The following is a 26,334-nucleotide window of genomic DNA, read 5'->3' as shown; positions in this document are numbered from 1 at the left end:
CCCGGGCCTACAGGCCCAGCAGCCCGCGGACGTGGTCGTTGAGGAACACCCCGTCCGGGTCCACGGACGCCCGGGCCTCGAGGAAGTCCTGGAACCGCGGGTACACGGAGCGCAGGTACTCGGCGTCCTGCGTGTGCACGGTGCCCCAGTGGGGGCGGCCGCCGTGGGCCACGAAGATCTCCTCGGCCGCGGCGAACACCTTCGGGTCGTACCGGCGCCAGTACTGCCGCAGCGCGATCCAGCCGGTCTCCCGGCCGTGGGCGGGGGCGAGCCAGGCGTCCTCGGCCGCGGCGCAGCGCACGTCCACCGGGAGCGAGAACGAGTAGTCGCGCCGTTCGATGAGCGTCTGCAGTTCCCGGAAGGCCACGACGAGCTCCTCGACCGGCAGGGCGTACTCGGAGGAGACGAACCGGGTCCGGCGCGGCACGGTGAACACCCGGAAGGACAGGTCGCTGTACTGCCGCGGGCTGTTCGTGAGGGCGTCGAGCCGGTTGAGCCCCGGCGTGGAGCGCGGCAGGGCCGTGGCCAGCTGGTTGAGCCCCGCGGTGAGGGTGTTGCGCAGCAGGGCGTCGTCGAGCCGGCGGACGGTGCGGGCCACGGGGGAGCCGGGCCGGGTGTAGGAGTCCGGGAGTTTGTGCAGGCGCGTGAGGATCCGGGTCTGGGCGGTGGCGGTGCCCGGCGTCCAGAAGAACTCGAAGTGGTCGGCCCCGGCCATCCGGCTGCCCAGGGTGTCCACGAGCTGGCCGAGGGGCTCCTTGAGCTCCGCCGCGTGCAGCCGGAACGTCGGCTCGCACACCAGGGTGACGCTCGCGAGGACCCCCATGGCGCCCAGGCCCACGCGCGCGGCCTGGAACAGCTCGGGGCGCTGCTCGGCGGAGCACTCCACCAGCTCGCCGTCGGCCGTGACCAGGCTCAGGGCCACCACCTGCTGGGAGAGGGAGCCGAAGGCCAGACCGGTCCCGTGGGTGCCGGTCGAGACGGCGCCGGCGACCGTCTGCCAGTCGCTGTCCGGCAGGTTGGTCACGGCCAGCCCGTGGGCGTCCAGCTCCTGGTTCAGGTCACGGATCGTGGTGCCCGCGAGGACCGTGACCCGCTGGTTCTCCCGGTCGACGGCCGGCAGCCCGGACAGCCCGGAGAGGTCGACCATGACGTCGGGGGCCAGGGGCAGCGCCGAGAAGCTGCACCCGGAGCCCACCGCGCGCACGCCCAGTCCGCGGCGCGCGGCGGCGGCGACGCCCTCCGCGAGCTCCGGGACGGAGGTGGGGCGCAGCACGTGCCGGGGGGTGACGGAGTGCGTCCTGCCCCACGTGACCCACTCTCCCGTCCCGGTCTCGCCGGGCAGGGCGTCGGGCAACGAGACCTCGCTCATCGGCGGGACCGTCCTTCCTCGCAGGCAGGTGCACAGTGCGCCCTCATCATGTCATCCCGGGGGGCGCTCCGGCGCCCTCGAGGACCCCGTCCTGCGGCCCCGCCGCGCGTACCATCGGAGGCGGAGCCCGCGGCGGGATCCGGAGCACCGCGGACCGAGGACGCGCACAGGAGGCAGCACCATGACCGACGACCCGTCCCCGGACCGGGAGCGCGAGGAGCCCCACGAGACCACGCTGGGCGAGGAGGCGGTGCGCGACCGCGTCCCCTCGGGCGGCGGGCAGAGCCGGTCCCTCGACGCCACGGGGGAGATCGTCGTGGGCATCGACGGCTCCGACCAGAGCCTCGGGGCGCTGCGGTGGGCGGCCCGGGAGGCCCGCCGCCGCGGTCGTCCGGTGCGGCTGGTCACCGCGTACAGCCTGCCGGTGTTCTCCGGCTCGGGGTTCGACACCGGCTACGCCACCGTGGACGAGGCCGCCCTCACCCAGGGCGTCGAGGAGCTGCTGAACCACGCGGCGGACCAGGTCCGTGACGTGGGGGTCGAGCTGCGGGCGACCGTCGAGACCGGGGACCCCTCCGGGGCCCTGCTCGAGCTGAGCCGCACGGCGGAGCTGCTGGTCCTCGGCTCCCGCGGCCGGGGCGGTCTGCTGGGCCGGCTGCTCGGCACGGTCTCCACGGCGGTGCCGGCGCACTCGAAGTGCCCCACGGGTGTGGTCCCACTGCCGTGGGCGCAGCAGCATCTGGGCGCGGAGGAGCTCACGAGCACCCGGGCCCTCGTGGACCGCGTGGTCGTCGGCTCGGACGGCTCCACCCAGGCCCGGGCGGCCATGCTCTACGCCGCGGAGGAGGCGCGCCTGCTCGGCGTGCCCCTGACGGTGCTGTGCGCGCTCCCGCCCGTGAGCGGGGCGCTCGCATGGATGCCCACGGCGGTGGACTTCGAGGTGATGTACGACGACGTCGCGCGGGCGCTCAACGGCGGCGTCGCCTGGCTCGAGAGCTGGTTCCCCGACCTGGAGATCGGCTCGGAGCTCGCGGACGGCGCGCCGGTGCAGGTGCTGGTCGAGCAGACCCGGCGCAACGGCCTGGTGGTGATGGGCACGCGCGGCCGGGGCGGCTTCGCGGGGATGCTCCTGGGCTCCACGTCGCAGGGCGTGCTGCACAACGCCGCGGGGCCCGTGCTGATCGTCCCGGACCGCTACGACGAGCGGATCGAGACCCGCAAGGACTTCGACTCCGACGACATCCGCCCCTGGGACGCCTGAGCGGTCCGGCTCAGCCCCACCCCAGTTCGTGCAGGCGCTCGTCGTCGATGCCGAAGTGGTGGGCGACCTCGTGGATGACGGTCACCGTGATCTCCTCCACGAGCTCCTCGCGCTCCGCGCACATGCGCTGCAGCGGACCCCGGTAGACGAAGATCCGGTCCGGCAGGGAGCCGGCGCCCCACCCGCCGTCCCGGGCGGTCAGGGGCACGCCCTCGTAGAGGCCGAGCAACCCGGGGGAGTGCTCCGGCGGCTCCTCCTCGACCAGGATCACCACGTTGTCCATCGCCCGGAACAGCGCGTCCGGGATCAGGTCGATGGCGTCGTCGACGGCGCCGTCGAACTCCTCGCGGGTCATCTCGATCACGCTCCCCTTCCTACCCCACGAGCCCGGGCGCCGGCTGGGTCCCCCGGGGGCAGTGAGGGAATTGTGCGGGATCCGCGCGAGCCTCTAAGCTGTACTCGGTTTCTCCCGTGTCACGGTCCTCGGTCGCCGAGGTCGTGGTCGTCGACGCGGGTGTCCGGCCCCCATCGTCTAGTGGCCTAGGACACCGCCCTTTCACGGCGGCGACACGGGTTCGAATCCCGTTGGGGGTACGCGATCGGAGGGTCCGCCCACCGATTTGCACAACCGCCGAGGAATGCTGGTAAGATCAGTCCTCGTTGGAAACAGCAAGGCCCTGTAGCGCAGCTGGTTAGCGTGCCGCCCTGTCACGGCGGAGGTCGCGGGTTCAAGTCCCGTCAGGGTCGCTCAGACGGCGTTCATCGAGTCGATGCGGCGCCGTCGCGGCATATCCGCTGTGGATGTGCCGGGGCTCTGTAGCTCAGTTGGTAGAGCGTACGACTGAAAATCGTAAGGTCACCGGATCGACGCCGGTCGGAGCCACCGCGGAAACCGCCGGTCCCCTCGAGGGGCCGGCGGTTTCTTCGTGCCGGGGGTCCTGCCGCCGGTTGCCAGCGGACACGGAGGTTCGCTCCCTACCCTGGGAGCCGTGATCCGGTATCCCCGTCGCCCGAGCCCCTGCGGGGCAGCAGCGGCCGCGCTGACCGCCCTGAGCCTGCTGGCGCTCACGGGCTGCGGCGCCGGCCCGCAGTCCTCCGGGCTCGTCCTCGAGCCGACCGCGGGCTCGCCCGCCCCGGTGCCGGCCGGGCCCACCGCGGAACCGGAGGCCTGCTTCGACGTGGCGAGCGCCTACACGGCGCTGACCCTCGTGCCGCTGTCCGGCGACGAGCCGGACCCCCACTTCCGCCCGCAGGGGGCGGCCGCCTCCGTGCGGGACCTCACCTCCCGGCTGCCCGCCGAGCTGCGCCCCGCGTTCGAGGACGCCGTGGCCGCCCTGGACGCCGCGGGCCCGTCCGTGCAGCCCGCCGAGCTGGCCGATCTGCAGCGGACGCTCGCGCCGGTCGGCGACTGGCTCCGCCGGGCGTGCGCGGAGCCCAGCCCCTCGAACTGATCAGCAGCCTGTCTAGACTGGAGGGCAGGTCGCCCGGCCCGGGTGGCCCCGACGGGAGGAGCCGACATGACCGAGCACCGACACGAGCAGGAACCGGGGCACGGACCGGTCGACGACCAGCGCGAGGACGGCGTGGTCGTCGAGCCCGGCGCCGAGCTCGACCGCGACCTGGAGCAGCAGGGGCTGGGCACCGAGCGGCCCGGCGACGAGCAGGGGCGGCCGTGACCGGCCCCGGCCGTCCGAGCGCGCTCGGACGGGCCGCGGCGACCGGCGCCGCGGCGGGGATCGCCGGGGCCGCTCTGATGGTGCTGGGGGAGAAGGCGGAGCAGGCGCTCACCCACCGGCCGGACTCCTACGTCCCCGCGCGCGCCCTGCTCACCCTGCTGGGGCGCCACCCCGGGGACCGCGAGCAGCCCACGGGCTGGAACTCCGCCATGCACTACGGCACGGGTGCCGCCCTCGGCGCCCTGCGCGGCGTGTGGGCCGTGACCGGCATCCGGGGTCCGCACGCGAACGCCTGGCACACGGTGGTGCGGCTGGCCTTCGACCAGACCGTGGAGAACGCGACGGGGGTCGGGGCCCCGCCGTCGTCCTGGCCGGCCGGCGAGCAGGCTGTGGACGTCCTGCACAAGGCGGTGTACTCCGTGGTCACCGGCGTGCTCGCGGACCGGCTAGTGGCACCGGTGCTCGTGTCGGGCCGGGGGCGCACCAGCCACTGACCGGCGTGCCGGACCGGGCGTCCGCGACGAGCGGGCGTCCGCGGCGTGCCGGCGTGCGGCGCCGAACGGCCTGCCGCGGCGCCGCCTGCCGTGCGCCAGGACCACCGGGGCCCCCGAGGCCGGGACCCCGAGGGCCGGCAGGACGGCTCAGGTGGCCAGAAGCCACCACACGGCCCGCTCGGGCCGCAGGACGCCGTCCTGCACCGCGTCCCCGCGGCTGAGCACGAGCGGCTCTCCGGCGGGCAGGGGGACGGGGGCGCCGCCCAGGTTCGCCGCCACGAGGACCCGCTCTCCGGCGCCCGTGGTGTTCACGAAGGACAGCAGGCCCGTCGCGGCGTCGTGGCTCGCGTGCCACGCGAAGGCGCCGCGGCCGAGACCGAGCTCCCTGCGCACCCGCAGTGCCGCGCGGTACACCGTGTGCGTGGAGTCGGGGACCCCCACCTGCCGGTCCGCCGCGAGCTGCGCGAACTCCTCGGGCTGCGGCAGCCACGGGTCGGCCCCGAAGCCGTGGCCGGGCTCTCCCGCGGCCCAGGGCAGCGGGACCCGGCAGCCGTCGCGGCCGATCTCCTGGCCCCCGGTCCGGGCGAACGCCGGGTCCTGGCGCAGCTCGGCGGGCAGGCGCGTGTGGTCGGGCAGGCCCAGCTCGTCCCCCTGGTACAGGTAGGCGGAGCCGGGCAGGGCCAGCTCCACCAGCGCGGCGGCGCGGCCGCGGGCGAGGCCCTGCTCGTGGTCGGGCTGCTCGCCGTCCGCGTCGATCCCCTTGGGGTAGGCGATGGGGTCCGTGAGCCCGAAGCGGGAGACGTGCCGGACGGTGTCGTGGTTGGACAGCACCCACGTGGTGGGCGCGCCGACGTTGGCCGACTCCGCCAGGGAGTCCTCGATGGCCCGGGACATCCGGGCCCAGTCCCACCCGGCCACCAGGAAGTCGAAGTTGAACGCCTGGTGCATCTCGTCGGAGCGGACGTACATCGCCAGCCGGTGCGCCGGTTCGACCCACGCCTCGGCCACCAGCATCCGGTCGCCGTCGTACTCGGCGAGCACCCGGTGCCAGTCGCGGTAGACCTCGTGCACGCCGTCCTGGTCGAAGTAGGGGCTGCCGGTGCTCAGAGGGGTGTCCGGGGCGTCGTGCTCCCGCGCGTCGTGCTCGCCCTCGACCATGTGCACCTGGTGGTCCCAGTCCGGCAGCCCCTCGGCCTTCACGAGGCCGTGGGCCACGTCCACGCGGAAGCCGTCCGCGCCCCGGTCCAGCCAGAAGCGCAGCACGGAGCGGAACTCCTCCCACACCTCCGGGTTCTCCCAGTTGAGATCCGGCTGGGTGCTGTCGAACAGGTGCAGGTACCACTGCCCGTCCGGCAGCCGGGTCCAGGCCTCGCCGCCGAACACGGAGCGCCAGTTGTTCGGCGGCAGCTCCCCGTGCTCGCCCCGGCCGTCCCGGAACATGTACCGGTCCCGCTCGGGGCTGCCGGGCCCGGCGGCCACGGCGGCCCGGAACCACTCGTGCTCGCTCGAGGTGTGGTTGGGCACCAGGTCCACGATCAGCCGCATCCCGAGCTCCGCCATCCGGGCGCGCATCCGGTCGAAGTCCTCCAGGGTGCCGAAGCGGGGGTCCACGTCCCGGTAGTCGGAGACGTCGTAGCCGGCGTCGTGCTGCGGCGAGACGTAGAACGGGGACAGCCACAGGGCGTCCACGCCGAGGTCCGCGAGGTAGTCCAGCCGGTCGACGATCCCGGGCAGGTCGCCCAGTCCGTCACCGTCGGAGTCGTTGAAGGACCGGGGATAGATCTGGTAGATCACCGCGGAGCGCCACCACTCGCCCTCCTCGGTCGCGAGGGACTGGCTGACCTGCTGCGTCATGGGGGTGCTCCTCGGGTGCTTCGTCGGGGGTCTCCGGTGCGGCAGCGACCGGTGCGGGGGCGTCCCCAACCTAGTCAGTCCCTGGGCGCGGTGTCACGGCGGCCGGCGCTGGGGCGGCCGCCGGGGCGGCCGGTGTCCGGCCGGGACCGCCCGGCCGGTGCGCGACCACGTTGGTGGGGGCGAGGGCCAGGACGACGAGCGCGGCGGCGAGGACCGCCAGCCCGGTCCAGCCGGCGCCCGTCAGCCGTTCGCCGACGACGACGACGGCCAGGACCGCCGCGACGGCCGGTTCGGTCAGCGTGAGGGTCGTCGCCGTGCTCGGGCGCACCCGTGCGAGTCCCACGCCGAACAGGAAGTACCCGAGGAACATCGGCACCAGCGCCATGTACGCGGCCACGGCGAACGCTTGCCCCGAGGCCAGCAGGGGCGCCCCCGTGAGGGCGAGGACCGGGAGCAGGAGCGCCCCGCCGGCGCCGAAGACGGCGCCCATCGAGGCCGCGCGCCCCACCCCGTGGCCCATCAGCCGGTGCACCACCCACGAGTAGAGCGCGTACGTCGCCCCGGCCACCAGTCCGAGCCCGATGCCGGCGGCGGTGTCCGCGGCCGAGGCCCCGGACCCGCCGGCCCTCGACAGGCACAGCAGGCCGCTGCCGAGGACGCCCAGGAGCGCGGCGGTCATCCACCACCGGCTCAGGGGGCGGCGCTCGAGGACGCGCTCCAGGACGCCTGAGGCCAGCGGCGCGGAGGCCAGGGAGACGACCGTGCCGATCGCGACGCCGCCCAGGTGCATCGAGCTGTAGAACGCCAGCGGATAGACGGCCACGGCCGCGGCCCCGGCCGCCACCAGCCCGGCGTGCGAGCGCAGCGCCCGCCGCGAGCGGCGCAGGGCGGGCAGAGCGATCGCCGCCTGCAGCAGCCCGCCCACGCCCAGGGCGGCGGCCCCGATCGCCAGCGGCCCCGCGCCGGGGGCGAAGGTCGCCGCGGTCCCGGTCGTGCCCCACAGGACCGCGGTGAGCAGGATGGCCGCGACGCCGAGTCCGGCGTGGCGCCCCTTGCGCCCCACGGCGCGGCTCACGGTGCGACCGGCACTTCGGTGGTCGTCGTGCGCGCGGACGCGGGGCGGCGCCGGGCGCTGCGGGTGTGCGGTCATGGGCGGGCTCCTGTCGGTCGACGGTCCAATCTACCCAGGGCGGGCGGCGGGTGCCCCGGGCACGGTGCGCCGGGCGCAGCCGGCGCTCGCGGCAGCCGGCCCGTCCCCGTCCCGGGTGGGCCGCGTGGTAGAAGAGGGCATGACCACTCCGACGCGCGCGTTCACGCCTCCCTGCGGGCCGGTGCGCGGCCGGGTCGACGGCGACGTCGTCCGGGCGACCGGGATCCCGTACGCCACGGCGGACCGGTTCGCCGCGCCCGTCCCGGTCGCGGACCGGGAGGAACCGTTCGACGCCACCCGCCCGGCCCCGGCCTGCCCCCAGGCGCACTCGCCCTTCCTCACCGGGGTCCTCGGCGACACCCTCGCCGGGCTCCCGCGGGACGAGCACTGCCAGCGGCTGTCGGTGACCCTGCCCCTCGAGCGGGGGGCGGCGGAACAGCTGCCGGTGATGGTCTGGATCCACGGCGGCTCCTACACCACCGGGGCCGGGGACGCCCCGATCATGGATCCCCGTCCTCTGGTCGCCGAGCAGCGGGTCGTGGTCGTGAGCGTCACCTACCGGCTGGGACTGTTCGGCTACCTCGGCGCGGGCCGGGACCGCCCCGCCAACCTCGGTCTGCTCGACCAGCTCGAGGCGCTGCGCTGGGTGCGGCGCAACATCGCCGCCTTCGGCGGCGACCCGGACCGGGTGACCGTGTTCGGCCAGTCCGCCGGGGGCGACGCCGTGGCCCACCTCATGGCCGTCCCGGGCGCGGAGCTGCTGTTCCGCCGGGCCATTCTGCAGAGCCCTCCGCTGGGCATCGCCCGCGGCCGGGCGGCGATGACCGCGGCGATGGCGGCCGCGGCCGGTGCCGTGACCGCGGGAACGCCGGCCGCGGAGGTGGTGGCGCTGCAGGCCGAGGTCGAGGCCGGCGCGTCCTCCTTCGGGCTCCGGGGCCGGATGCCGTTCGGCACCCAGTACGGCCACCACCCCCTGCCCGCCGAGGAGAGTGTCGAGGCGGCCTGGGACCGCGTGGCCCCGCACATCGACGTGCTCATCGGCCACACCGCCGAGGAGGCCCGGCTCTACCTGCCCACGCTGCCCGTCCTCCACCGGGTCACCCGTGTCCCGCTGCTCGGCCCCGTGCTCCGCCGCGCCGTCGTGGGGCATGTGACCGCGGCCGTCCACGCCCGGGCCGTCCGCCGGTTCGCCGCCCGGCACGCCCGGGCCGGCGGCAGCGCCCACACCTACCTGCTCACCTGGAGCGCGCCGGGCAGCCCGTACGGATCCGCCCACACGGTCGACCTCCCGCTCCTGTTCGGCGACGAGGCCGCGTGGGCCGGCACCGGGCTGCTCACCGGGGCCCCGTGGGAGGACGTCCAGGCCCACGGCCGGCGCCTCCGGGGGCTGTGGGCCTGCTTCGCCCGTGGCGAGCCGCTGGCGGACGCCGGGGCGGTCCCCGGCGTCCTGCGCTACCGCGCGGCCACGGGTGCACGACCCCTCGAGCGCGTCCTCGGCGCGGTGCGCAGCGCTCAGGGCGCTGCGGGCACCTCCCGCGCCCCCGTGCGGGCGCTGCGCCGGGTCGCGTCCAGCACCGCGGCGACGGCCACGGCGTCCCACGGGTCCACGGGGGCCTCGCCGTCGCCGAGGAGCCACCGGGCCACGGCCCGGTAGAAGTCGGCGGGCTCGCCGGGGGCGGTGGGCACGGGGTCGGTCCCGGTGCCACGGACGAGCAGACCCGTCAGGCCCTCCCCGGGGTCCAGCGGGTCGAAGGGGCCGGGGCTGTCGGCGTGCCCGGCCACGAGGTAGGCACCGGCCGAGCCGAGCACCCGGGTCCGGGGCCCCGGCGCCCCCACGAGGCTCCCGGCCCACAGGTGGCTGATCGTGCCCGAGGCGTGGTCCAGGGCCAGGAAGACGTCGTCCTCGGCCGGGGTCGTCAGCGCGCGCAGCTCGGCCCGCACCGCGGCCACCGGCCCGAACAGCTGGATCGCCGCGTCCACGAGGTGCGGACCGAGGTCGAGCAGCAGCCCGCCGCCCCGGCCGACCGCGTTCTCCCGCCACCGGTCCTTGGGCACCGGGCGCCACCGCTCCCAGCGGCGCTCGAACCGGTGCACGTCCCCGAGGTGCCCCTCGGCGAGCACCCGGGCCAGGGTCAGCTGCTCGCTGTCCCAGCGCCGGTTGTGGAAGACCGTCAGCGGGGTCCCGGTCTCCTCGGCGCGGCGGACCACGGCCACCGCGCCCTCGTGGTCCATGGCCAGCGGCTTGTCGACCACCACGGGGATCCCGGCCTCCAGACCGGCCAGCGCGTGCTCCACGTGCAGCCCCGTGGGCGAGGCGACGACCAGCACGTCGGGCCGCGAGCGCTCCAGCAGCCCGGGCAGGTCCCGGTGCACCTGCACCCCGGGCCAGTCGGCGCCCGCGCGGGCGGCCCGCTCCGGGTCGCCGGTGACGACGTCGGTGACCCGCCCGCCGGCCCGCCGCAGCAGGTCCCCGTGGAAGTCCCGCCCGGCCATGCCGTATCCGACGAGTCCGGCGGTGAGCACTCGTCCTGCACCCTGATCAGTCATGCGGTCACGATAGCCCCTGGCACCGGGCCGCACCGGGCCGCACCGGGCCGCTACGGCCCGTCCGGGCCGGCGATCTCGTCGTCGACGAAGCGGGGCGCGGCCGCGACGCCGCCGGCGACGACGAGGAGCACCGCGGTGCCCATCAGCAGCAGCAGGGGAGCGGTCCAGTTGCCGGTGGCCTCGTGCAGGGCACCGACGGCGAAGGGCCCGGCCGCCGCGAGCAGGTAGCCCACCGGCTGGGTGAACCCGGACAGCTGCGCGGTCACCCGGGGGTCCCGGGAGCGGGCCGTGAGCAGGGCCAGGGCGGTGGGGAACGCGAAGCCGCCCACCCCCAGGAGCAGGGCCCAAACCCAGGGGGTGGTGGCGGGCGCCAGGAGCAGGCCGGAGTAGCCGGCGACCATGCAGGCGCCCAGGCCCACGATCCACCGCCGCAGGTGCGGTGAGCGGGCCACCAGGACGGGCATGAGGAGCCCTCCCGGGATACCCATGGCGGCGATGAGGGCGGCCATCAGCCCGGCCTGGGCCTGGCCCAGGCCGCCGTCGCGGTAGATCTGGGCCACCCAGCCGAACTGGACGTAGGCGTGCATCGACTGGACGCCGAAGTAGACGCACAGCGCCACGGCGGTGCGGGAGCGGAGGATCGAGGTGCCGCGGCCGGGACGCAGGGCGCGGCCGGGGGTCGTGGCGGGCTCCCGCCGGTCGCGGACGGTGACCAGGACCCAGGGGACCACGGCGGCCAGGGCCACGAGGCCCCAGAGGCCCAGTGCGGCCCGCCACCCGTCGGGCCCGCTCGCGGCCAGCGGCCCGGCCGCCAGCAGGGGCAGCGTGGCGCCGACGGCCAGGCCGGTTGTGTAGAGGGAGTTCAGCGCCGCCGTGCGCCGGCCCCCGTGGCGCTTGATGAACGCCGGCACCAGGATGTTGCCGACGGCCATGCCGGCGAAGCCCAGCACGGACAGGAGCAGGAACACCGGCACCGAGCCCGTGACCGACCGGGCCAGCAGCCCGGCGGCGACCAGGACCAGACCGGCGGTGACGGCGCCGCTGATGCCGGTCCTGCGCGAGAGCGCGGCCGCGCACGCCCCCGCCGCGGCGAACGTGAGCCCGGGCAGGGCGGTCAGCACCCCGGCCATCGTGGGGCTCAGCCCCAGTCCCTGCTGCACCTCCGCGAGCACGGGCCCCACGGAAGTGGCCCCGGGGCGGAGATCGACCGCCACGACCGCCACCGCGAGCACCACCAGCCACCCCGGCACGCGGGGCGGGACGGCGGAACGGTCAGGGGGCGGGGTGGACGGGCGCACCGGCCTGTTCTATCACGGGGTGCGGCGGCACCGGGGCGCGGGCCGGACGGAACGGTCCGCTCAGCCCTCGCAGTCGGTGCAGTACCGCGTCTCGCCGGCCTGGCGGGCCAGCTGGGAGCGGTGCCGGACCAGGAAGCAGGAGGCGCAGGTGAACTCGTCGACCTGTTCCGGGATGACGGCCACGGTGAGCTCTTCGTGGGAGAGGTCGGCGCCGGGCAGGTCGATGCCCTCGGCGGTGTCGAAGTCCTCGGCGTCGATGACCGCGGTCTGGGTGGTGGCGCTGCGCTGGGCCTGGATTGCTTCCAGGGACTCGTTGGCCGGCTCGTCCTCGGGCCGGGTGCGCGGGGCGTCGTAATCGGTGGCCATGATGTGGTGCGTCCTCCTGGAACGGGGTGGTGCTGTGCAGAGGGTGCCCTGCACGGAAGGACCAGAGTGTACCCCTACGACATGGGCAACTGTCGAGTCCTCGCGCGTCCCGGCGAAGTGCGGCGTCTCGGGCGTGATCCTCGTCGCACCGCGGAGGGGCCCGGATCGGGTCCCGGCGGTGCCCGGAGGGCTCAGAAGACCGCCAGCCAGACGGTGTGGTCGGGCGGCAGCTGCCCGCCCGGGACCGGGGCGCTGGCCAGCAGCACCTCGGCGTCCTCGGGCAGCGGGACGCACTCGTCGGAGAGGTTCACCAGGCACCGGAAGCCAGGCCCCCGGTCGAAGGCCAGGCACCGGGCCGGCGCCCCGGCCCAGGCGAAGCCGGCGGTGCCGAGCCCGGGGTGGGCCCGGCGGATCCGCAGGGCCGCCCGGTACAGCTCGAGGGTCGAGCCGTCCACCCCGTCCTGGGCCTCGACCGACAGCTCCCCGAAGCTCTCCGGCTGGGGGAGCCAGGCGCCGCCGTCGCCGAAGCCGAAGGAGGTGCCGGTGCGGGTCCAGGGCAGGGGGACGCGGGCGCCGTCGCGTCCCTTGAGCGTGTGGCCGGTGCGTTCCCACACGGGGTCCTGCAGGGCCTCGCGGGGGAGGTCGGGGACCTCGGGCAGGCCTAGCTCCTCGCCCTGGTACAGGTAGGGGGAGCCGGGCAGGGCCAGCATCATCAGGGTCGCCGCCCGCGCCCGGTCCAGGCCCCGCCGCGGGTCGAGCACCGGGTGGCGCCCGTCGGCCAGCAGCCATTCGTCGAGGTCCGCGTCGTGCGGCAGCGCCAGGCGGGAGGCGTGGCGGGGGACGTCGTGGTTGGACAGCACCCAGGTGAGGCCGCCGCCGGCGCCGGTGTGGCCGGCCATTGCCTGGTCGATCACGGCCCGGAAGCGGTCGGCGCCCCACGGGGACTTCAGCAGGGAGAAGTCGAAGACCTGCCCGAGCTCGGTGGGGCGGGCGTAGAGATAGGTCCGCTCGTTGACCGGGTGCCACGTCTCGGCGACCGCCATCCGCGGAGGGTCGTACTCGTCGAAGACCCGGCGCCACTCCTGGTAGATCGTGTGCACCTCCTCCCGGTCGTAGAGGGGGTCGGTGCCGTCCATCGGGAGCATGCGGTCCAGTGTGGGCTGGTCGCGCAGCGGGTGGGACAGGTCCTTCGCCAGGGAGTGGGCCACGTCGATGCGGAAGCCGTCCACGCCGCGGTCGGCCCAGAACCGCAGGGTGTCCTCGAAGTACTGGCGCACCTCGGGGTGGTCCCAGTTCAGGTCGGGCTGCTCCTTGGCGAACAGGTGGCAGTACCACTGGCCGTCCGCCAGCCGCTCCCAGGCGGGGCCGCCGAAGTGCGAGACCCAGTTCGCCGGCGGGCACGCCCCGTCGTCGCCGGTGCCGTCCCGGAAGATGTAGCGGTCCCGGGCCGGGGAGCCCTTCGGGGAGGCGAGGGCCTCCTGGAACCAGGGGTGCTGGTCGGAGGTGTGGTTGGGGACGATGTCGACGATGATCCTGACCCCCAGTCCGTGGGCGGCGGCCACGACCCGGTCGAAGTCGTCCAGGGTGCCCAGGCGCGGGTCGACGTCGCGGTAGTCGCTGATGTCGTAGCCGCCGTCGGCCAGCGGGGAGGGGTAGAAGGGGCTGAGCCAGATCGCGTCGACCCCCAGCGCGGCGAGGTACGGCAGGCGGGAGAGCAGCCCGCCCAGGTCCCCGACGCCGTCGCCGTCGGAGTCGGCGAAGGACCGGGGGTAGACCTGGTAGACGACCGCGGTGCGCCACCAGTCCGGATCGGTGGCGACGGTGGGCGGGAGGGCAGAAGAGGGCACGAGGGCTCCGTCCGTGGAAAAGGGGTCGGGGGAGGGGCGCGCGGGCCCCGGCAGGGTGGGCGGCCGCCGGCGGCACGGGCACGGCGCCGCCGGTGGCGCAGGGGTGGGCCGGCTCAGCCCTTCACGGAGCCGGCGAGCATGGCCTTGACGATGTGGCGCTGGAAGAAGAGGAACACCAGGATCATCGGGGCCATGATCAGCAGGGATCCGGCGTTGAGCAGGACCACGTCGGTGGAGTACTGGCCGACGAAGTTCTGCAGGGCACCGGCCATGGTGCGCTTGGCGGGGTCGTCCATCAGCACGATCGCCAGCAGGAACTGGTTCCAGGTGGAGATGAACATCAGCAGCGCCAGGGACGCGATCGAGGGCAGGGCCAGGGGCAGGTGGATGGCGCGGAAGGACTGCCAGGCGTTGGCCCCGTCCATGCTCGAGGCCTCGGAGAGCTCCTGGGGCGCGTTGAGGAAGTGGGCGCGCATCCAGAACACGGCGAACGGCATGTTCAGCCCGATCAGCGGCAGGATCAGCCCCAGCCGGGTGTTGAGCAGGCCCATCTCGCGGATCTGGTGGTACAGCGGGACGATCGTGACCTCGAAGGGCAGGGTCAGCCCCAGCAGCAGCAGGACGAAGAGGACCGGCCCCCCGGGGATGCGCAGCTGGCCCAGGGCGTAGCCGGCCATCGTGGCCAGCAGCACCCCGAGGGGCACCACGCCGAGCACGAGCAGGAAGCTGGAGCCGGCCAGGGTGGTGATGTCGGCGACGTTCCAGGCGTCGACGAAGTTGTGCCACTGCGGATCGGCGGGCCAGCTCAGGCCCACGGGCACGGAGCCCTGGGGCTGCAGGGCGGTGGAGAACATGCTCAGCAGCGGGAAGATCGAGAAGGCCATCGCCAGCAGCAGCAGGGCCACACCGGGGATCTGGGTGCTCTTGGAGGTACGCATGCTCACTTCTCCCGGAACAGTCGTTGGAGGGGCAGGATGACGGCCAGCACGAGGGCGCTGAGGACCAGGGCGAGGGCGGAGGCCAGGCCGATGCGGGACTCGGTGAAACCGAGCTGGTACACCTGCACACCGGGCACCATGGTGGCGTAGCCGGGCCCGCCCTGGGTGGCCATGAAGACGATGTCGAAGCTGGCCAGGGCGGCGATGATCGTGATGGTCACGCACACCCCGATCTCCTGGCGCAGCCCCGGCAGGGTGATCGCGCGGAAGGTCTGGAGGAACCCGGCTCCGTCCAGCTTGGCGGCCTCGTAGAGGGAGGTGTCGATCTTGCCGATGCCGGACATGAGCAGGATGGTGCAGAACCCGAGGTTGATCCAGGTCCCGATCAGACCCACCGCCGGCAGCGCCCAGGTGAAGTCCCCGAACCAGGCGCGGGTCACGGACTCCAGGCCGACGGCCGACAGGAGCTGGTTGACCGCTCCGGTGGTGGCGTACATCCAGCTCCAGGCGATCGCCGCCGCGGCGGCGGGGATGACGTAGGGGATGAACAGCAGGGTCTGGGCCAGCTTGCCCAGGCCCTTGCTGCGCAGCTCCCGGATCAGCCCGGCCACCAGCAGCGCCACCGTGACGGGAATGACGGTGAAGAAGAGGATCAGGAAGAACGCGTGCCAGATCGAGGACAGCAGCTGCGGGTCGGTGAAGACCTGCACGTAGTTCTCCAGGCCCACGAACGTGGCCACGGTGATGCCGTCCCAGTCGTAGAAGGAGTACTGGACCGAGGCGGCCAGCGGGCGCAGCACGAACACCGCGTACATGAGCGCCGCCGGTGCGGCGAACAGCCAGCCGCCCCAGTTCCGCCGCCGCCGTCGCCGCGGGCGGCCCACCTGCTCGGCTCGGTCCTGCCGCCCGGTGTCCTCCGCCGGCGCGGGGGTGGGCAGGACCATGCCCTGCAGGGGGCCGGTGGAGCCGTCGAGGGAGCTCATCGACCCAGCTCGCTCTCGTACTGGCGCTGGACCGCGGCCAGCATGTCCTCCGGGCTCGTGGCGCCCTCGACCAGGCGCTGGGCCTCGGAGTTCCAGGTGGTGGTCAGGCCGTTGGTGGCGTTCTGCACGAACTGCACCTGCCCGTCGGCCTCCACCAGCTGTGCGAAGGCTTCCTGGATCTGGGCCTTGACCGAGCCCTCCTCGGTGGCCGGGACCTCGCCCTCGCCGGAGGGGGCGAAGCCGGCGTCGGCGACGACCTGGCGAGCCTCCTCGCTGCGCAGGAAGTCCAGGAACGCGGCGGCGGCGTCCTTGTCGTCGGCGCCGGCCGGGATGGCAAAGTTGGAGGCCGGGTCCGACATCGTCGCCGGTTCGCCGCCCTCGGGAGCCGGGGGGAGGAAGAACCCGACGTTCTCGCCCATCTGCTCGTCCAGGGCGGCGGCGTCCCAGTTCCCGGAGGCGTAGAACAGGGCCTCGCCGCTGGCGAAGCGCCCCAGCGCCCCGGTGGCGTCGGTGCCGTTGGTGTCCGCGGGGAAGTACCCGGCCTCGGCCCAGTCCTGGACCGTGGCCAGGGCCTCGGCGGCCTCGGGGGTGTCGATCGAGGCCTCCGGGGCGTGGAAGACCCACTCGTTGACCGCCTCGGCGCCCAGGGCGTTGTTGAGGAGCATCTGGGTGGTGGTCATCACCTGGCCGGTCTGGTTGCCGGCCATGATCGGCACGGTGCCGGACTCCTCGGCCCGGGCCAGCAGGTCCTCGAGCTCGTCCACGGTCTGCGGCGGGGTGGTCATGCCCAGCTGCTCGGCCAGGTCCTTGTTGTAGTAGAAGCCGGTCACGGTGAAGCCGTCGGCCAGCGTGTACTGGGAGCCCTCGCCGCGGACCCCGTCCTCGTCCACCCGGTACTGGGCCAGCTGGCCCTCCGGCAGGTCGTCCCAGCCGTAGGCGTCGGCGTAGGCGTCCAGGTCGGTCAGCAGCCCGTCGCCGGCCACGTCGGACAGGGCGATCACCCGGGCGATGTCCGGCGGGTCGTCCGAGGCCAGCACGCGCGGGGAGTTCTGGGCCTGCACGTCGTCGGGGTCGTAGCGGCCGGTGATGGTCACGTTGGGGTGCTTCTCGGTGAAGGCCTCGATCAGCGCCTCGTCCTTGGCCCTCAGCCCGGCACCGTCGTAGAGGGTCAGCTCGACGGGCTCCTCGCCCAGGTCGGTGGAGACGTCCGTGGGGGCCGCCTCGGGAGCGGCGGGGGCCGAGCCGGCCCCGGGAGGCGCGCAGGCCGCCAGGGCGAACAGCGCGCAGGCGCCCGCTCCCAGCACGCGCAGCCTCGTGCGGGTCAGACGGGCAGAATCCTGGGCGACCAGTCGATCGGTCATGGGACTTCCTCCTCCGGAAGGGTGGCTGCGCCTCCCCTTTTCGGAAGCGCTTCCGAATATGATCCATGTCATACCGGAAGAGTGTCAACCCTTGGAAAGCGACGCAGCACGGGAAGGTGCTTCCGAGCGGGAGGGTGCGGCCGTGCCGTTCGCGGCGGTATGTAGAAAGCGCTTCCTAAACATCTACACTGGGGCTATGAACTCCTCGAAGTCCGTCGGTCTGGCCGATGTCGCCCGCGAGGCCGGCGTCTCCCTGGCCACCGCCTCCCGGGCGCTCAACAGCGCCTACGGGGTCGCCGCGACCACCAGGGAACGGGTCGCCGAGGTCGCCCGCCGGCTGGAGTACGTCGCCTCCCCGGAGGCCTCGCGCCTGGCCACCGGCGCCACCCGCAGCGTGGCCCTGGTCGTCCCCCACCTGGACCGCTGGTACTTCGGGGAGATGGTCAGCGGTCTCGAGGACGTGCTGCGGGAGGCCGGCCACGACGTGCTGCTGTACCACGTGGGCGAGCCCGAGGGCCGGCACGCGTTCTTCGAGCACCTGCCCGCCCGCCGGAAGGTCGACGCGGTCGTGGTGGTCGCCGTTCCGGTCACCGACCACGAACGGCGCCGCCTGGAGCTGATGGGCGTCACCATCGTCGCCGCCGGCGGCCAGGACGCGACCTACCCCTACGTCTCCATCGACGACGCCGCCGCCGTGCGCCAGGCCACGGAGCACCTGCTGCGCCTCGGCCACCGACGGATCGCCATGATCACCGCCGTCGATCCGGACCGCACCGACCAGCCGGTCCACCGCGGACGCACCCGGGGCTTCTACGAGGCCATGGCCCGCGCCGACGTCCCGGTCGACGAGGAGCTGGTCGTCACCACCGCGTGGGGCGGGGTCCCGGCGGCCGAGGCCATGGAGCGGCTGCTCAGCGTCCGCGACCTCCCCACCGCCGTCCTGGCCCACTCCGACGAGATGGCACTGGGCGCGATGCGCACCATCCGGCGCGCCGGTCTGCGCGTGCCCGAGGACGTCTCCGTCATCGGCATCGACGACCACCCCCTGGCGGAGCTGGTCGACCTCACCACCGTGCGCCAGCCCGTCCGGGACCAGGGGCTGCGGGCCGGGCGCCTGCTGCTGGCCCTGCTGCGCGGGGAGGAGCCGGACCTGGCGCAGAAGCTGCCCACCCGCGTCGTCGTGCGCAGCAGCACGGCACGCCTCGACCGGGCCGGGCCGGCGCAGGCCGCGCAGGACACCGCCCGGCCCTAGTCCGGTGTCAGCTGGCGCTCTCCAGGTGCGCGAGGCGCAGCCAGCGGTGCATGAGTCGGCGGAACGCCACGGCGGCGCCGTGGGTGTCCCGCGCGGCCAGCAGCTCCACGGCGTCCGAGAAGTCCTGCGGGCTCTCGTCCGGCTGGAACGGGTCCGCGAGCGAGCCGTAGTGCAGGACCACGAGGGAGTTGGCGGAGAACGCCCCGAGCCACCGGCCCAGGTGCGTGAGGTCCTCGGCGAGGTCCTCGAGGTCCTCGCCGCCCGCGTCCTCCACCACCTGCGCGGCGCGCACCACGCGACGGGTCGCGAGGTCCACCGGCACCGCGCACCGGTGCACGCGGTTGCCGTGGTGGAAGCTCTCGGTGTGGTCCTGGGCGGTGAAGAGGGAGAACCACGCCATGGGGACGGTGAAGGCGGACTGGCGCGCGTGGACGGGCACGAAGTGCTCCCGGCTCACGCGATCGCCCGCGGCCCGGACGGCGTCCTCGGGGATGAGCAGGTTGGGCAGGGGCTGGCCGCCCTCCTCCTCGGCGAGCGCCACGAGCCGCAGCGAGCGCCGCAGCCGCTGCGGGGGGTGGTAGACGGGGAAGTCCCCGGCCCCGGCCGCGAGCATGTCCCGGCCCCGGGGCGCCGCGGAGAACGGCAGGGTCCACAGCGGCTCCACGGCCGGGGGCAGGGGCTCCTGGCCCGGCTCGGCCAGGCGGGCGAGCTGCTCGGTCAGCTCGTTGACCCCGGCCTCCTCGGGGGACAGCGCCCGGGGCACCAGCGGGGCGTACACGGCGTCGAGCTCCTCGGCGGGCACGTACACCCGCAGGGCGAACTGGTGGGGGATCCCGGTGGCCGAGCGGAACGTCCGGCCGACCTGCAGCAGCTGGGCCACGGCGGCTCAGGCGATCTCGACGACGACGGGGGCGTGGTCCGAGGCGCCCTTGCCCTTGCGCTCCTCGCGGTCGATCGACGCGTCGGTGACGCGGCCGGCCAGGGCGGGGGAGTAGAGCTGGAAGTCGATGCGCATGCCCTCCTTCTTCGGGAAGCGCAGGCCCTTGTAGTCCCAGTACGTGTAGACGCCCGGGCCGGGGTGCCGGGGGCGGACCACGTCCTGGTAGCCGGCCTCCTCGAGGAAGGCGCCGAAGGCGGCGCGCTCGGGCGCGCTGACGTGGGTCAGGCCGTTGTCCAGGAAGAACTGCATGTCCCACACGTCCTCGTCCTGCGGGGCCACGTTCCAGTCGCCCACCAGGGCGACCTGCGCCTGCGGGTCATCGTCGACCCACCGCTTGGCGTGGTCCTTGAGCACGCGCAGCCACTCCAGCTTGTAGGGCATGTGCGGGTCCTCCAGGCCGCGGCCGTTGGGGACGTAGAGGGACCAGACGCGCACGCCGGCGCACGTGGCGCCGATCGCGCGGGCCTCCTGTACGGGCTCCTCGCCGGGCTTGCCGAAGGAGGGCTGGTCCGGGAAGGTGCGCTCGACGTCCTCGAGGCCCACCCGGGAGGCGATCGCCACGCCGTTCCACTGGCTGAGGCCGAAGTGGGCGACGTCGTAGCCCATGTACTCGAAGAGCTCCCAGGGGAAGTTGTCGTCCTTCGCCTTGGTCTCCTGCATGGCCAGGACGTCCACGTCCGAGCGCTGCAGCCACGCCTCCACGCGGTCGGCGCGGGCGCGGACGGAGTTCACGTTCCAGGTGGCGATCCTCATGGGCCCCACGTTACCGGCTGCCCCGGACGGGAATTCGCAGCACCCCCTTGCGCAGCACCGGGCCAGGTGCCATGGTTAGTTACATAACTAATGAACCAGTGAGGGAGATGGCCGTGATCGCCGACGACCGCCCGATCTTCCAGCAGATCGCCGAACGGATCTGCGCCGACATCCTCGCGGGCGCCTACCCGGAGGAGACCCAGGTCCCGTCCACCAACGAGTTCGCCGCCTTCTACCGGATCAACCCGGCCACCGCCGGCAAGGGCGTCAACCGGCTCGTGGACCGGGGGATCCTCTACAAGCGCCGCGGCATCGGCATGTTCGTCGCCGCCGGCGCCCGGGAACGGCTCCTCGAGCAGCGGCGGCAGGAGTTCGCCGACCGCTACGTGGCACCGCTCGTCACCGAGGCACACTCCCTCCGGCTCCCGCCGGGGGACGTCCTCGACCTCGTCCGTTCCGCCCTCGGCCGGTCCGAGGCCGCCGCACCGACCCGTCAGGAGTCCACCCCATGAACGGCACGCCAGCCCCCGTCGTCGCCCTGCGCGGCGTCTCCCGCACCTACCGGGAGACCCGGGCCCTCGACGGCGTCGACCTCGATCTCGCCCCGGACCGGATCTACGGACTCGTGGGACGCAACGGCTCCGGCAAGACCACCCTGCTGTCCGTGATCGGCCAGCAGGTCCGCCCCGACCGGGGCGGGCGGGTCGAGCTGTTCGTCCGCCCCGGGTGGGAGAACCCCGAGGCGCTCTCCCGCACGGTGCTGCTGCGGGACCGGCAGCGCTACCCTGAGGAGTTCCGGGTCCGCCACGTCCTCGACGCCGCGCCGGCGTTCTACCCCGGCTGGGACGAGGAGCTCGCCCGCGGTCTCGCCGAGGACCTCCGGCTCCCGTCGCGGACCAGGATCAAGAAGCTCTCCACGGGTCAGCACACGGCCCTCGGCATCGTCCTGGGCCTCGCGTCCCGCGCGGAGCTCACGATGCTGGACGAGCCCTACGGCGGGCTGGACCCGGTGGCCCGGGAGCTGTTCTACGACCGGCTCCTCGAGGACTTCGCGCGGCACCCGCGCACCGTGGTGATCTCCACGCACCTGGTCGACGAGGTCGCCAACCTCCTCGACCACGTCCTGCTCCTCGACCGCGGGCGGCTCGTGCTGGACGCCGGTCTCGAGACCGCCCGCGCCAGCGCCCACACGGTCGCGGGTCCCGCCGCCGACGTCGCCGGCTACCTGGCCGAGCGGCGGCTCGAGCAGCAGGTCTCCCGCGAGCAGCGGATCGGGGCGCTGCGCACCGTGACCGTGGCGGCGCCCCACGACGACGACGCCCGGGCGGCCGCCGCGCGCCACGGGATCGAGATCGACGCCGTCTCCCTGCAGTCGGCCGTGGCCGCCCACGGGCTCGTCCCGGTGCCCGCCGACCAGCTCCAGAACGCCTGAGAGGACCTCCGCCATGTCACGACTCACCCCTGTCCTCAAGCTCAACACCGTCAACCGGTCCGCCGGGGTCTGGATGGTCGTGGGCGTGATCACGGTGTCCGGGCTGCTCAGCCTGCTCGCCGGGGTCGTGCTGCACGTGGTCCTGGGCGCCCCGGTGGGCGCCGTGGCCGAGGGCCTGCGCTACAACCAGGTCCTGCTCTGGTGGCCCGGGATCGCCCTGCTCGTCCACGCCGCCCAGGTGATCGGCACGAGCACGCCCCTCGCCCTGGCGCTGGGGGCCACCCGCCGGTCGATGTGGTGGGGCTCGGTGCTGACGTTCGTGCTCCACGCCCTGCTGGCCGCGACCGTCCTCACCGTGTTCCTGCTCCTGGAGCGCGCCACCGGCGGCTGGTTCTTGGGCCTGCCCGCCTTCGACGTCCACCTCTTCGCCGGAGGGTCCCCGGCGTGGGCCCTCCTCGTGGCCTTCCTGGTCTACCTCGGGGCGCAGCTGGTCGGGGCGGTCTTCGCCACGGTGTACGTCCGGGGCGGCCCCGTGGCGCTGACGCTGTCCATCATCGGGACCGTCGTGACGACCCTGGCCGTGCTGGTGTGGGCCGCCGCGACCGGAGCGGGCTCCGCCGCGGCCGTCGGCGCGGGGGCCGCGGGGGTCCCGGCGGGACTCGTGCTCCTGGCCGCGGCGGCGCCCGTGCTGCTCGTGCTGCTGGGCTGGGGCCTGTACCGCCGGGTCTCCGTCCGCTGAGCACCCCGGCGCGGCGAGCGCCGCCGCGCCGGGGGACCAGGGGTTTCCCCGCGCGCCCTTCCCCACAGTGGTTGCACATGCTAATTTCCTGCTGGCCCGTGCCCCCGGCGGCGCCGCCCCCAGCAGGGAGAGACCCCCATGAACCTCGCACGGACCGCGCTCGTCGTGTCCACCACCTTCGCCCTCCTCCTCGGCGGAGTCCCGGCCGCGCTCGCAGCCCCGACTCCTCCGGCCGAGCTGTCCGGTCCGGCCGAGCCGGCCGGCACCGCGGGCGCGCCCGCCCTGAGCCTGCACGGAGGCTCGGGCACCGACGCGGCCCCGGCCGGGGCGCCGGCGCCGGCGGCCGCGGAGGACCCGGCCGCCGGCGGCCTGGCCGGGACGGCGTCGGCCGGCGCCCACCCGACCACGGTCGAGGACATCACCGAGGCCTTCAAAATCGTCAACGACCACCGCGGCCAGGCGAGGCGCGCCCCGCTGGTCTACAACACCGCGCTGTCCCGCAACGCCCAGCAGTGGGCGGAGACCATGGCCGGGGCCCGCAAGGAGTCCCGCAACCCGGACCCCTGGGTAGGCGCCCCCGCCGGGGGGATCCGGATGGACCAGTACTACGGGAAGGGCGTCTTCACCGGCCCCTTCGAGGGCGTCGAGGCGGTCGAGGCGCTCGCGCACTACCTGCTGGACTTCTTCCCCCGCAACGGGACCGACCAGTTCGCCCGGGACCTGACCCACCTCGGGATCGGGGTGAGTCACGTCGCCACGTCGGGCTCGGGCGGCTCCGGGTGGGAGACCTACCTGACGATCTACTACTACGCCTATCCGGCCGGGCAGGCCGTGCCCGGGACGGTCGCGAGCCCGGCGCAGGGGTTCGTGCCGCCGGTGACCGCACCGCCGGTGACGGCGCCGTCCTACGCCGTCCGGGGGGCGATCGGCACCAAGTACCAGCGTCTGGGCGGGGCGGCCGTGCTCGGGGAGCCCACCATGAACGAGCGCGGCGGCCTGATCGAGGGCGGCGTCTACCAGCAGTTCCGGAAGGGCACCCGCACCACCACCGTCTACTGGGCCCCCGGCTACGGCGCGATGGCCGTGAAGAACTACGGATCCATCGGTGGCCGGTGGGTCGCGGCCGGCCGGGAGCACCACTTCGGCCTGCCCGTCACGGACGAGCGCCCGGCGACCGGTGGGGCGTACCAGGTCTTCCGCCGCGACGGTCGCTCCACCATGCTCCTGTGGAGTCCCGGCACGGGTTCCCGCGCGGTCAAGCAGTACGGGGCCATCGGGCGGGCCTGGAAGGCCGCGGGCTCCGAGCGCGGCTGGGGCTTCCCCGTCACCGACGAGTACCGCTACGGCGCCGAGGTGCGCCAGCGCTTCTCGAAGGGCGTCACCGTCCACTACGCCGCGGGGCGCACCTGGGTCACCCGCTGAGCCCGAAGCCGTCGAGGGTCCCTCCGTGCGGTGGGATCGGCCGAGCCGGGGGTGTTCCGACGTGGCGCGAGCACGGTTCGGCGGTTCCACCGCGGTTCCACCGCGGTTCCTGCCCCGGTGACCTGAGGGGATGCTCAGGGGAAACGGCTGCGGGTCGTTCCCGGCCGTGGGCAACAGGCGCCCTCGCGCGGCCGGTCCGGATCACCTCACCACGACACCGGCCTCGAGGGAGCCGGAATCAGGAAGACGCGGGCTCGCCGGTCTCAGAACGGCCGGGGGCGTCGGACGGGAGATCGTCGAGTCGGAGGTCGCCGGGCGGAGGATCAGCGGCCGGACCCACGGGCGGAGGGTTGCCGGGCGGCCGGCCGGTGGCCGGGGCGCTCCGGCGGTCGGGTGCGGTGTCGGCAACGGTGTGCTCGGGTGCGGTGCGGTGCACGAGCCCGCCCGGTGAGGTCCACTCCAGGACCGCGGCGTGCCCGGCCGTGCCCCCGCGCGGGCTGCCGTCCGTGCCCGCCGGCAGCCGCAGGGCCGGACCGACCTCGGCCGCGACGTCCACGAGCAGCTGGTGCTCCGCCTCGGCCAGCGGGTTCAGCGGGTCCGGGCGGAGGAACCCGTGCACGGACATCGCGACCTCGGCCTGCGCCATCGCCTGGAACCGGGTCCGCCGCTGCGCCGTCGCCGTCATGGAACCATTCTCCCCAGCACCTCCGACTCGCTGAGCCGAGGGGCCCCGACGACGACGGAGCCGCGCACCCCGATCAGGGTGCGCGGCTCCGTGGTGGTACGGGCGCTCCGGGCGTCAGGAGCGCCACCAGTCGTCGAGGATCGTGGCGGGGGTCGTGCGCTTGTGCCGGGTGATGCGCCAGCGGTGCTCGATCTGCTCGGCCACGGTGTCGGCGACCTCGCGGCCCTCGAGGTAGTCGTCGATGTCGTCGTAGGACAGCCCGAGCTCCGCCTCGTCGGTCTGGCCCGGGGCGTCGTCGAGCAGGTCGGCGGTGGGGGCCTTCGCCCACAGCCGCTCCTCGGCGCCGAGGGTCTTCGCGAGGAGACGGTTCTGCCGCTTGTCGAGCCCGAACAGCGGCAGCACGTCCGCCCCGCCGTCGCCGTACTTGGTGAAGAACCCGGTCACGGACTCGGCGCCGTGGTCGGTGCCGATCACCAGGTAGTTGTGCTCCCCGGCGATCGCGTACTGCGCGATCATCCGCATCCGGGCCTTGATGTTGCCCTTGTTGAAGTCGGAGATTCCCCGGTCCGTGGCGCCCTCGTAGCCGTGCTCGAAGCCGTCCACCGCCGGGGCGATGTCGTAGGTGATGGTGCGGTCGGCGGCGACGAAGCGCAGGGCCGCCTGGGCGTCCTCCTCGTCGTGCTGCTTCCGGTGGGGCAGGCGCACGCCCACGAACTCCGCCTCGCCGCCCTCGGCGCGCACCCGCTCGACCGCCAGCTGGGCGAGCCGGCCGGCCAGAGTGGAGTCGAGGCCCCCGCTGATGCCGAGCACGAAGCCCTTCGTGCCGCTGGCCCGCAGGTAGTCGCAGAGGAAGCCGACGCGCGTCTCGATCTCCTGCTCGGGGTCGATCTCGGGCTTCACGCCCATCTCTTCGATGATTGCTGCCTGCAGTGTCCGCATGGGCCCATGCTAGTGCGGGCCGCGCCCGGGAGGGCAAGGGGAACACGGTCCCGGAACGGCGGGGCCCTTGCGTAGGATGCGGGCCATGCCCCCGCACCGGAGCCGCCCCCGGGAGCACCGGGATCCGACCGACCGAGCGAACCAGGAGCGCAGCATGAGCGAGCAGCACGGGACCGACCGCCGGAACACCGCCGAGGACACCCCGGGGAACACCTCCCAGAACGCCTCCCAGAACGCCTCGGGGAGCACGTACGAGAACATCCTGGTTGAGACCCGCGGGAGGGTCGGGATCATCACCCTGAACCGGCCGCGGGCGCTCAACGCCCTCGACGCCGCGACCCTGCGGGAGGTCGTCGCCGCGTCCACCGCCCTGGACGCCGACCCCGGGATCGGGGCGATCGTCCTCACCGGCTCGGAGAAGGCCTTCGCCGCCGGCGCCGACATCAAGGAGATGGCGGGGCGCAGCGCCCCGGAGATGTACCTCGCGGACTGGTTCGCGGGCTGGGACGCCTTCACCCGGGTGCGCACCCCCGTGGTCGCCGCGGTCTCGGGCTACGCCCTGGGCGGGGGGTGCGAGCTCGCGATGATGTGCGACCTGCTGATCGCCGCGGACACGGCCCGCTTCGGGCAGCCCGAGATCAACCTCGGGGTGATCCCCGGGATGGGCGGCTCCCAGCGCCTGGCCCGTGCGGTGGGCAAGGCCAAGGCCATGGACATGGTCCTCACCGGCCGGCACCTCGACGCCGCGGAGGCGGAGCGGGCGGGTCTCGTCTCCCGCGTGGTGCCCGCCGCGGACCTGCTGGCGGAGGCCCTGGAAGTCGCCGCGACCATCGCGGCGAAGTCCCTGCCCTCGGTCCTGGCGGCCAAGGAGGCCGTGGACACCGCGTTCGAGACCACCCTCGCGCAGGGCGTGCACCTCGAGCGGCGGCTCTTCCACGCGCTGTTCGCCACCGAGGACCAGAAGGAGGGCATGGCCGCGTTCGCGGAGAAGCGCGAGCCGCGGTTCACGCACCGCTGAACCCCCGCCG

At 74.3% G+C, this 26,334-nt stretch carries 25 protein-coding genes, 3 tRNA genes and 1 pseudogene; 14 read left to right on the top strand and 15 right to left on the bottom strand.

Translation table 11 applies throughout. The features are described from left to right. Positions 1 to 7: 7 nt before the first annotated feature. Positions 8 to 1,369: a D-arabinono-1,4-lactone oxidase gene (locus RF647_RS12615; RefSeq protein ID WP_368812006.1), complete on the bottom strand. Its 1,362-nt coding sequence runs from the start codon at positions 1,367 to 1,369 to the stop codon at positions 8 to 10. A gap of 181 nt (positions 1,370 to 1,550) precedes the next feature. On the opposite strand from RF647_RS12615, the gene RF647_RS12610 reads away from it, so the two are divergent. Then, the gene (locus RF647_RS12610) at positions 1,551 to 2,630 is read left to right on the top strand and encodes a universal stress protein (protein ID WP_368812005.1); all 1,080 of its coding nucleotides are present in this window, start codon (positions 1,551 to 1,553) and stop codon (positions 2,628 to 2,630) included. A gap of 10 nt (positions 2,631 to 2,640) precedes the next feature. Here the strand turns inward: RF647_RS12610 and RF647_RS12605 are convergent, their stop codons facing one another. Then, positions 2,641 to 2,985, bottom strand: a complete 345-nt coding sequence (locus RF647_RS12605) for a metallopeptidase family protein (RefSeq protein ID WP_172604431.1) — start codon at positions 2,983 to 2,985, stop codon at positions 2,641 to 2,643. Between the two features lie 166 nt (positions 2,986 to 3,151). Here RF647_RS12605 and RF647_RS12600 point away from each other — a divergent pair. The 6 genes from RF647_RS12600 (at position 3,152) to RF647_RS12575 (ending at position 4,800) form a co-directional block, all read left to right on the top strand. Next, positions 3,152 to 3,224 (top strand) — tRNA-Glu (locus tag RF647_RS12600). A gap of 79 nt (positions 3,225 to 3,303) precedes the next feature. Further along, positions 3,304 to 3,377 (top strand) — tRNA-Asp (locus RF647_RS12595). Between the two features lie 63 nt (positions 3,378 to 3,440). Next, a tRNA-Phe gene (locus tag RF647_RS12590) sits at positions 3,441 to 3,513 on the top strand. A 106-nt stretch (positions 3,514 to 3,619) separates the two neighbouring features. Further along, the gene (locus RF647_RS12585) at positions 3,620 to 4,081 is read left to right on the top strand and encodes a hypothetical protein (protein WP_368812004.1); all 462 of its coding nucleotides are present in this window, start codon (positions 3,620 to 3,622) and stop codon (positions 4,079 to 4,081) included. 66 nt (positions 4,082 to 4,147) lie between these two features. After that, positions 4,148 to 4,306, top strand: a complete 159-nt coding sequence (locus tag RF647_RS12580) for a hypothetical protein (RefSeq protein WP_368812003.1) — start codon at positions 4,148 to 4,150, stop codon at positions 4,304 to 4,306. Further along, complete coding sequence (locus tag RF647_RS12575; protein ID WP_368812002.1) at positions 4,303 to 4,800, top strand: hypothetical protein; 498 nt, start codon at positions 4,303 to 4,305, stop codon at positions 4,798 to 4,800. The genes RF647_RS12580 and RF647_RS12575 overlap by 4 nt, the downstream gene beginning before the upstream one ends. Positions 4,801 to 4,947: 147 nt before the next feature. Here the strand turns inward: RF647_RS12575 and RF647_RS12570 are convergent, their stop codons facing one another. Beyond that, positions 4,948 to 6,654 carry an alpha-amylase family glycosyl hydrolase gene (locus tag RF647_RS12570; protein ID WP_368812001.1) on the bottom strand — a complete coding sequence of 569 codons (1,707 nt, stop codon included), beginning with the start codon at positions 6,652 to 6,654 and terminating at the stop codon, positions 4,948 to 4,950. A gap of 70 nt (positions 6,655 to 6,724) precedes the next feature. Continuing rightward, complete coding sequence (locus RF647_RS12565; RefSeq protein ID WP_368812000.1) at positions 6,725 to 7,804, bottom strand: DMT family transporter; 1,080 nt, start codon at positions 7,802 to 7,804, stop codon at positions 6,725 to 6,727. 139 nt (positions 7,805 to 7,943) lie between these two features. Here RF647_RS12565 and RF647_RS12560 point away from each other — a divergent pair, with 139 nt between their 5' ends. Beyond that, complete coding sequence (locus RF647_RS12560) at positions 7,944 to 9,458, top strand: carboxylesterase family protein (RefSeq protein WP_368811999.1); 1,515 nt, start codon at positions 7,944 to 7,946, stop codon at positions 9,456 to 9,458. Here the strand turns inward: RF647_RS12560 and RF647_RS12555 are convergent. From RF647_RS12555 to RF647_RS12525, 7 genes and pseudogenes are all read right to left on the bottom strand, one after another. Next, positions 9,401 to 10,351, bottom strand: a pseudogene (locus tag RF647_RS12555) (Gfo/Idh/MocA family protein); the annotation flags it as partial. The gene RF647_RS12560 and the pseudogene RF647_RS12555 sit on opposite strands and share 58 nt — an antisense overlap. A 50-nt stretch (positions 10,352 to 10,401) precedes the next feature. Then, the gene (locus RF647_RS12550) at positions 10,402 to 11,649 is read right to left on the bottom strand and encodes an MFS transporter (RefSeq protein ID WP_368811998.1); all 1,248 of its coding nucleotides are present in this window, start codon (positions 11,647 to 11,649) and stop codon (positions 10,402 to 10,404) included. 60 nt (positions 11,650 to 11,709) lie between these two features. Further along, complete coding sequence (locus tag RF647_RS12545) at positions 11,710 to 12,015, bottom strand: DUF4193 domain-containing protein (RefSeq protein ID WP_368811997.1); 306 nt, start codon at positions 12,013 to 12,015, stop codon at positions 11,710 to 11,712. Between the two features lie 191 nt (positions 12,016 to 12,206). Then, positions 12,207 to 13,862: a glycoside hydrolase family 13 protein gene (locus RF647_RS12540; protein WP_368811996.1), complete on the bottom strand. Its 1,656-nt coding sequence runs from the start codon at positions 13,860 to 13,862 to the stop codon at positions 12,207 to 12,209. Positions 13,863 to 13,975: 113 nt separating this feature from the next. Further along, positions 13,976 to 14,800, bottom strand: coding sequence for a carbohydrate ABC transporter permease (locus RF647_RS12535; RefSeq protein WP_368811995.1), 825 nt, complete (start codon positions 14,798 to 14,800; stop codon positions 13,976 to 13,978). Positions 14,801 to 14,802: 2 nt separating this feature from the next. Beyond that, positions 14,803 to 15,783, bottom strand: coding sequence for a carbohydrate ABC transporter permease (locus RF647_RS12530; RefSeq protein ID WP_368811994.1), 981 nt, complete (start codon positions 15,781 to 15,783; stop codon positions 14,803 to 14,805). Continuing rightward, positions 15,780 to 17,144, bottom strand: coding sequence for an ABC transporter substrate-binding protein (locus RF647_RS12525; RefSeq protein WP_368811993.1), 1,365 nt, complete (start codon positions 17,142 to 17,144; stop codon positions 15,780 to 15,782). The genes RF647_RS12530 and RF647_RS12525 overlap by 4 nt, the downstream gene beginning before the upstream one ends. A gap of 196 nt (positions 17,145 to 17,340) precedes the next feature. Between RF647_RS12525 and RF647_RS12520 the strand changes: the two genes are divergently transcribed. Beyond that, on the top strand, positions 17,341 to 18,396 hold the full coding sequence (locus tag RF647_RS12520) for a LacI family DNA-binding transcriptional regulator (protein WP_368811992.1): 1,056 nt from the start codon (positions 17,341 to 17,343) through the stop codon (positions 18,394 to 18,396). A gap of 7 nt (positions 18,397 to 18,403) precedes the next feature. Here RF647_RS12520 and RF647_RS12515 read toward each other — a convergent pair whose 3' ends face one another. Together RF647_RS12515 and RF647_RS12510 are read right to left on the bottom strand one after the other, a co-directional pair. After that, positions 18,404 to 19,276, bottom strand: coding sequence for a hypothetical protein (locus tag RF647_RS12515; protein WP_368811991.1), 873 nt, complete (start codon positions 19,274 to 19,276; stop codon positions 18,404 to 18,406). A gap of 6 nt (positions 19,277 to 19,282) precedes the next feature. Further along, entirely contained in the window at positions 19,283 to 20,089 is an 807-nt protein-coding gene (locus RF647_RS12510; protein ID WP_368811990.1) for an exodeoxyribonuclease III, read from the bottom strand. 113 nt (positions 20,090 to 20,202) lie between these two features. On the opposite strand from RF647_RS12510, the gene RF647_RS12505 reads away from it, so the two are divergent. The 4 genes from RF647_RS12505 (at position 20,203) to RF647_RS12490 (ending at position 23,682) form a co-directional block, all read left to right on the top strand. Next, positions 20,203 to 20,601 carry a GntR family transcriptional regulator gene (locus RF647_RS12505; RefSeq protein ID WP_017833036.1) on the top strand — a complete coding sequence of 133 codons (399 nt, stop codon included), beginning with the start codon at positions 20,203 to 20,205 and terminating at the stop codon, positions 20,599 to 20,601. Further along, the gene (locus RF647_RS12500; RefSeq protein WP_368811989.1) at positions 20,598 to 21,521 is read left to right on the top strand and encodes an ATP-binding cassette domain-containing protein; all 924 of its coding nucleotides are present in this window, start codon (positions 20,598 to 20,600) and stop codon (positions 21,519 to 21,521) included. The genes RF647_RS12505 and RF647_RS12500 overlap by 4 nt, the downstream gene beginning before the upstream one ends. 13 nt (positions 21,522 to 21,534) lie before the next feature. Beyond that, positions 21,535 to 22,260 (top strand): hypothetical protein, encoded by a 726-nt coding sequence (locus RF647_RS12495; RefSeq protein ID WP_368811988.1) that lies wholly within the window; start codon positions 21,535 to 21,537, stop codon positions 22,258 to 22,260. Positions 22,261 to 22,398: 138 nt separating this feature from the next. Next, complete coding sequence (locus RF647_RS12490; protein ID WP_368811987.1) at positions 22,399 to 23,682, top strand: CAP domain-containing protein; 1,284 nt, start codon at positions 22,399 to 22,401, stop codon at positions 23,680 to 23,682. Between the two features lie 238 nt (positions 23,683 to 23,920). Here the strand turns inward: RF647_RS12490 and RF647_RS12485 are convergent, their stop codons facing one another. After that, on the bottom strand, positions 23,921 to 24,367 hold the full coding sequence (locus RF647_RS12485; protein ID WP_368811986.1) for a hypothetical protein: 447 nt from the start codon (positions 24,365 to 24,367) through the stop codon (positions 23,921 to 23,923). A gap of 114 nt (positions 24,368 to 24,481) precedes the next feature. Next, a complete protein-coding gene (gene nadE / locus RF647_RS12480; protein WP_368811985.1) occupies positions 24,482 to 25,306 on the bottom strand; it encodes an ammonia-dependent NAD(+) synthetase in 825 nt (274 codons plus the stop codon). Between the two features lie 154 nt (positions 25,307 to 25,460). Here nadE and RF647_RS12475 point away from each other — a divergent pair, with 154 nt between their 5' ends. Beyond that, positions 25,461 to 26,324: an enoyl-CoA hydratase gene (locus RF647_RS12475; RefSeq protein WP_368811984.1), complete on the top strand. Its 864-nt coding sequence runs from the start codon at positions 25,461 to 25,463 to the stop codon at positions 26,322 to 26,324. Positions 26,325 to 26,334 lie beyond the last annotated feature (10 nt).

The organism is Kocuria sp. CPCC 205263, from assembly GCF_040981075.1.
Taxonomy (GTDB): Bacteria; Actinomycetota; Actinomycetes; order Actinomycetales; family Micrococcaceae; genus Kocuria; species Kocuria rosea.
The sequence above is the reverse complement of the archived record's forward strand: the minus strand, read 5'-3'. Positions and strand labels throughout refer to the sequence as shown.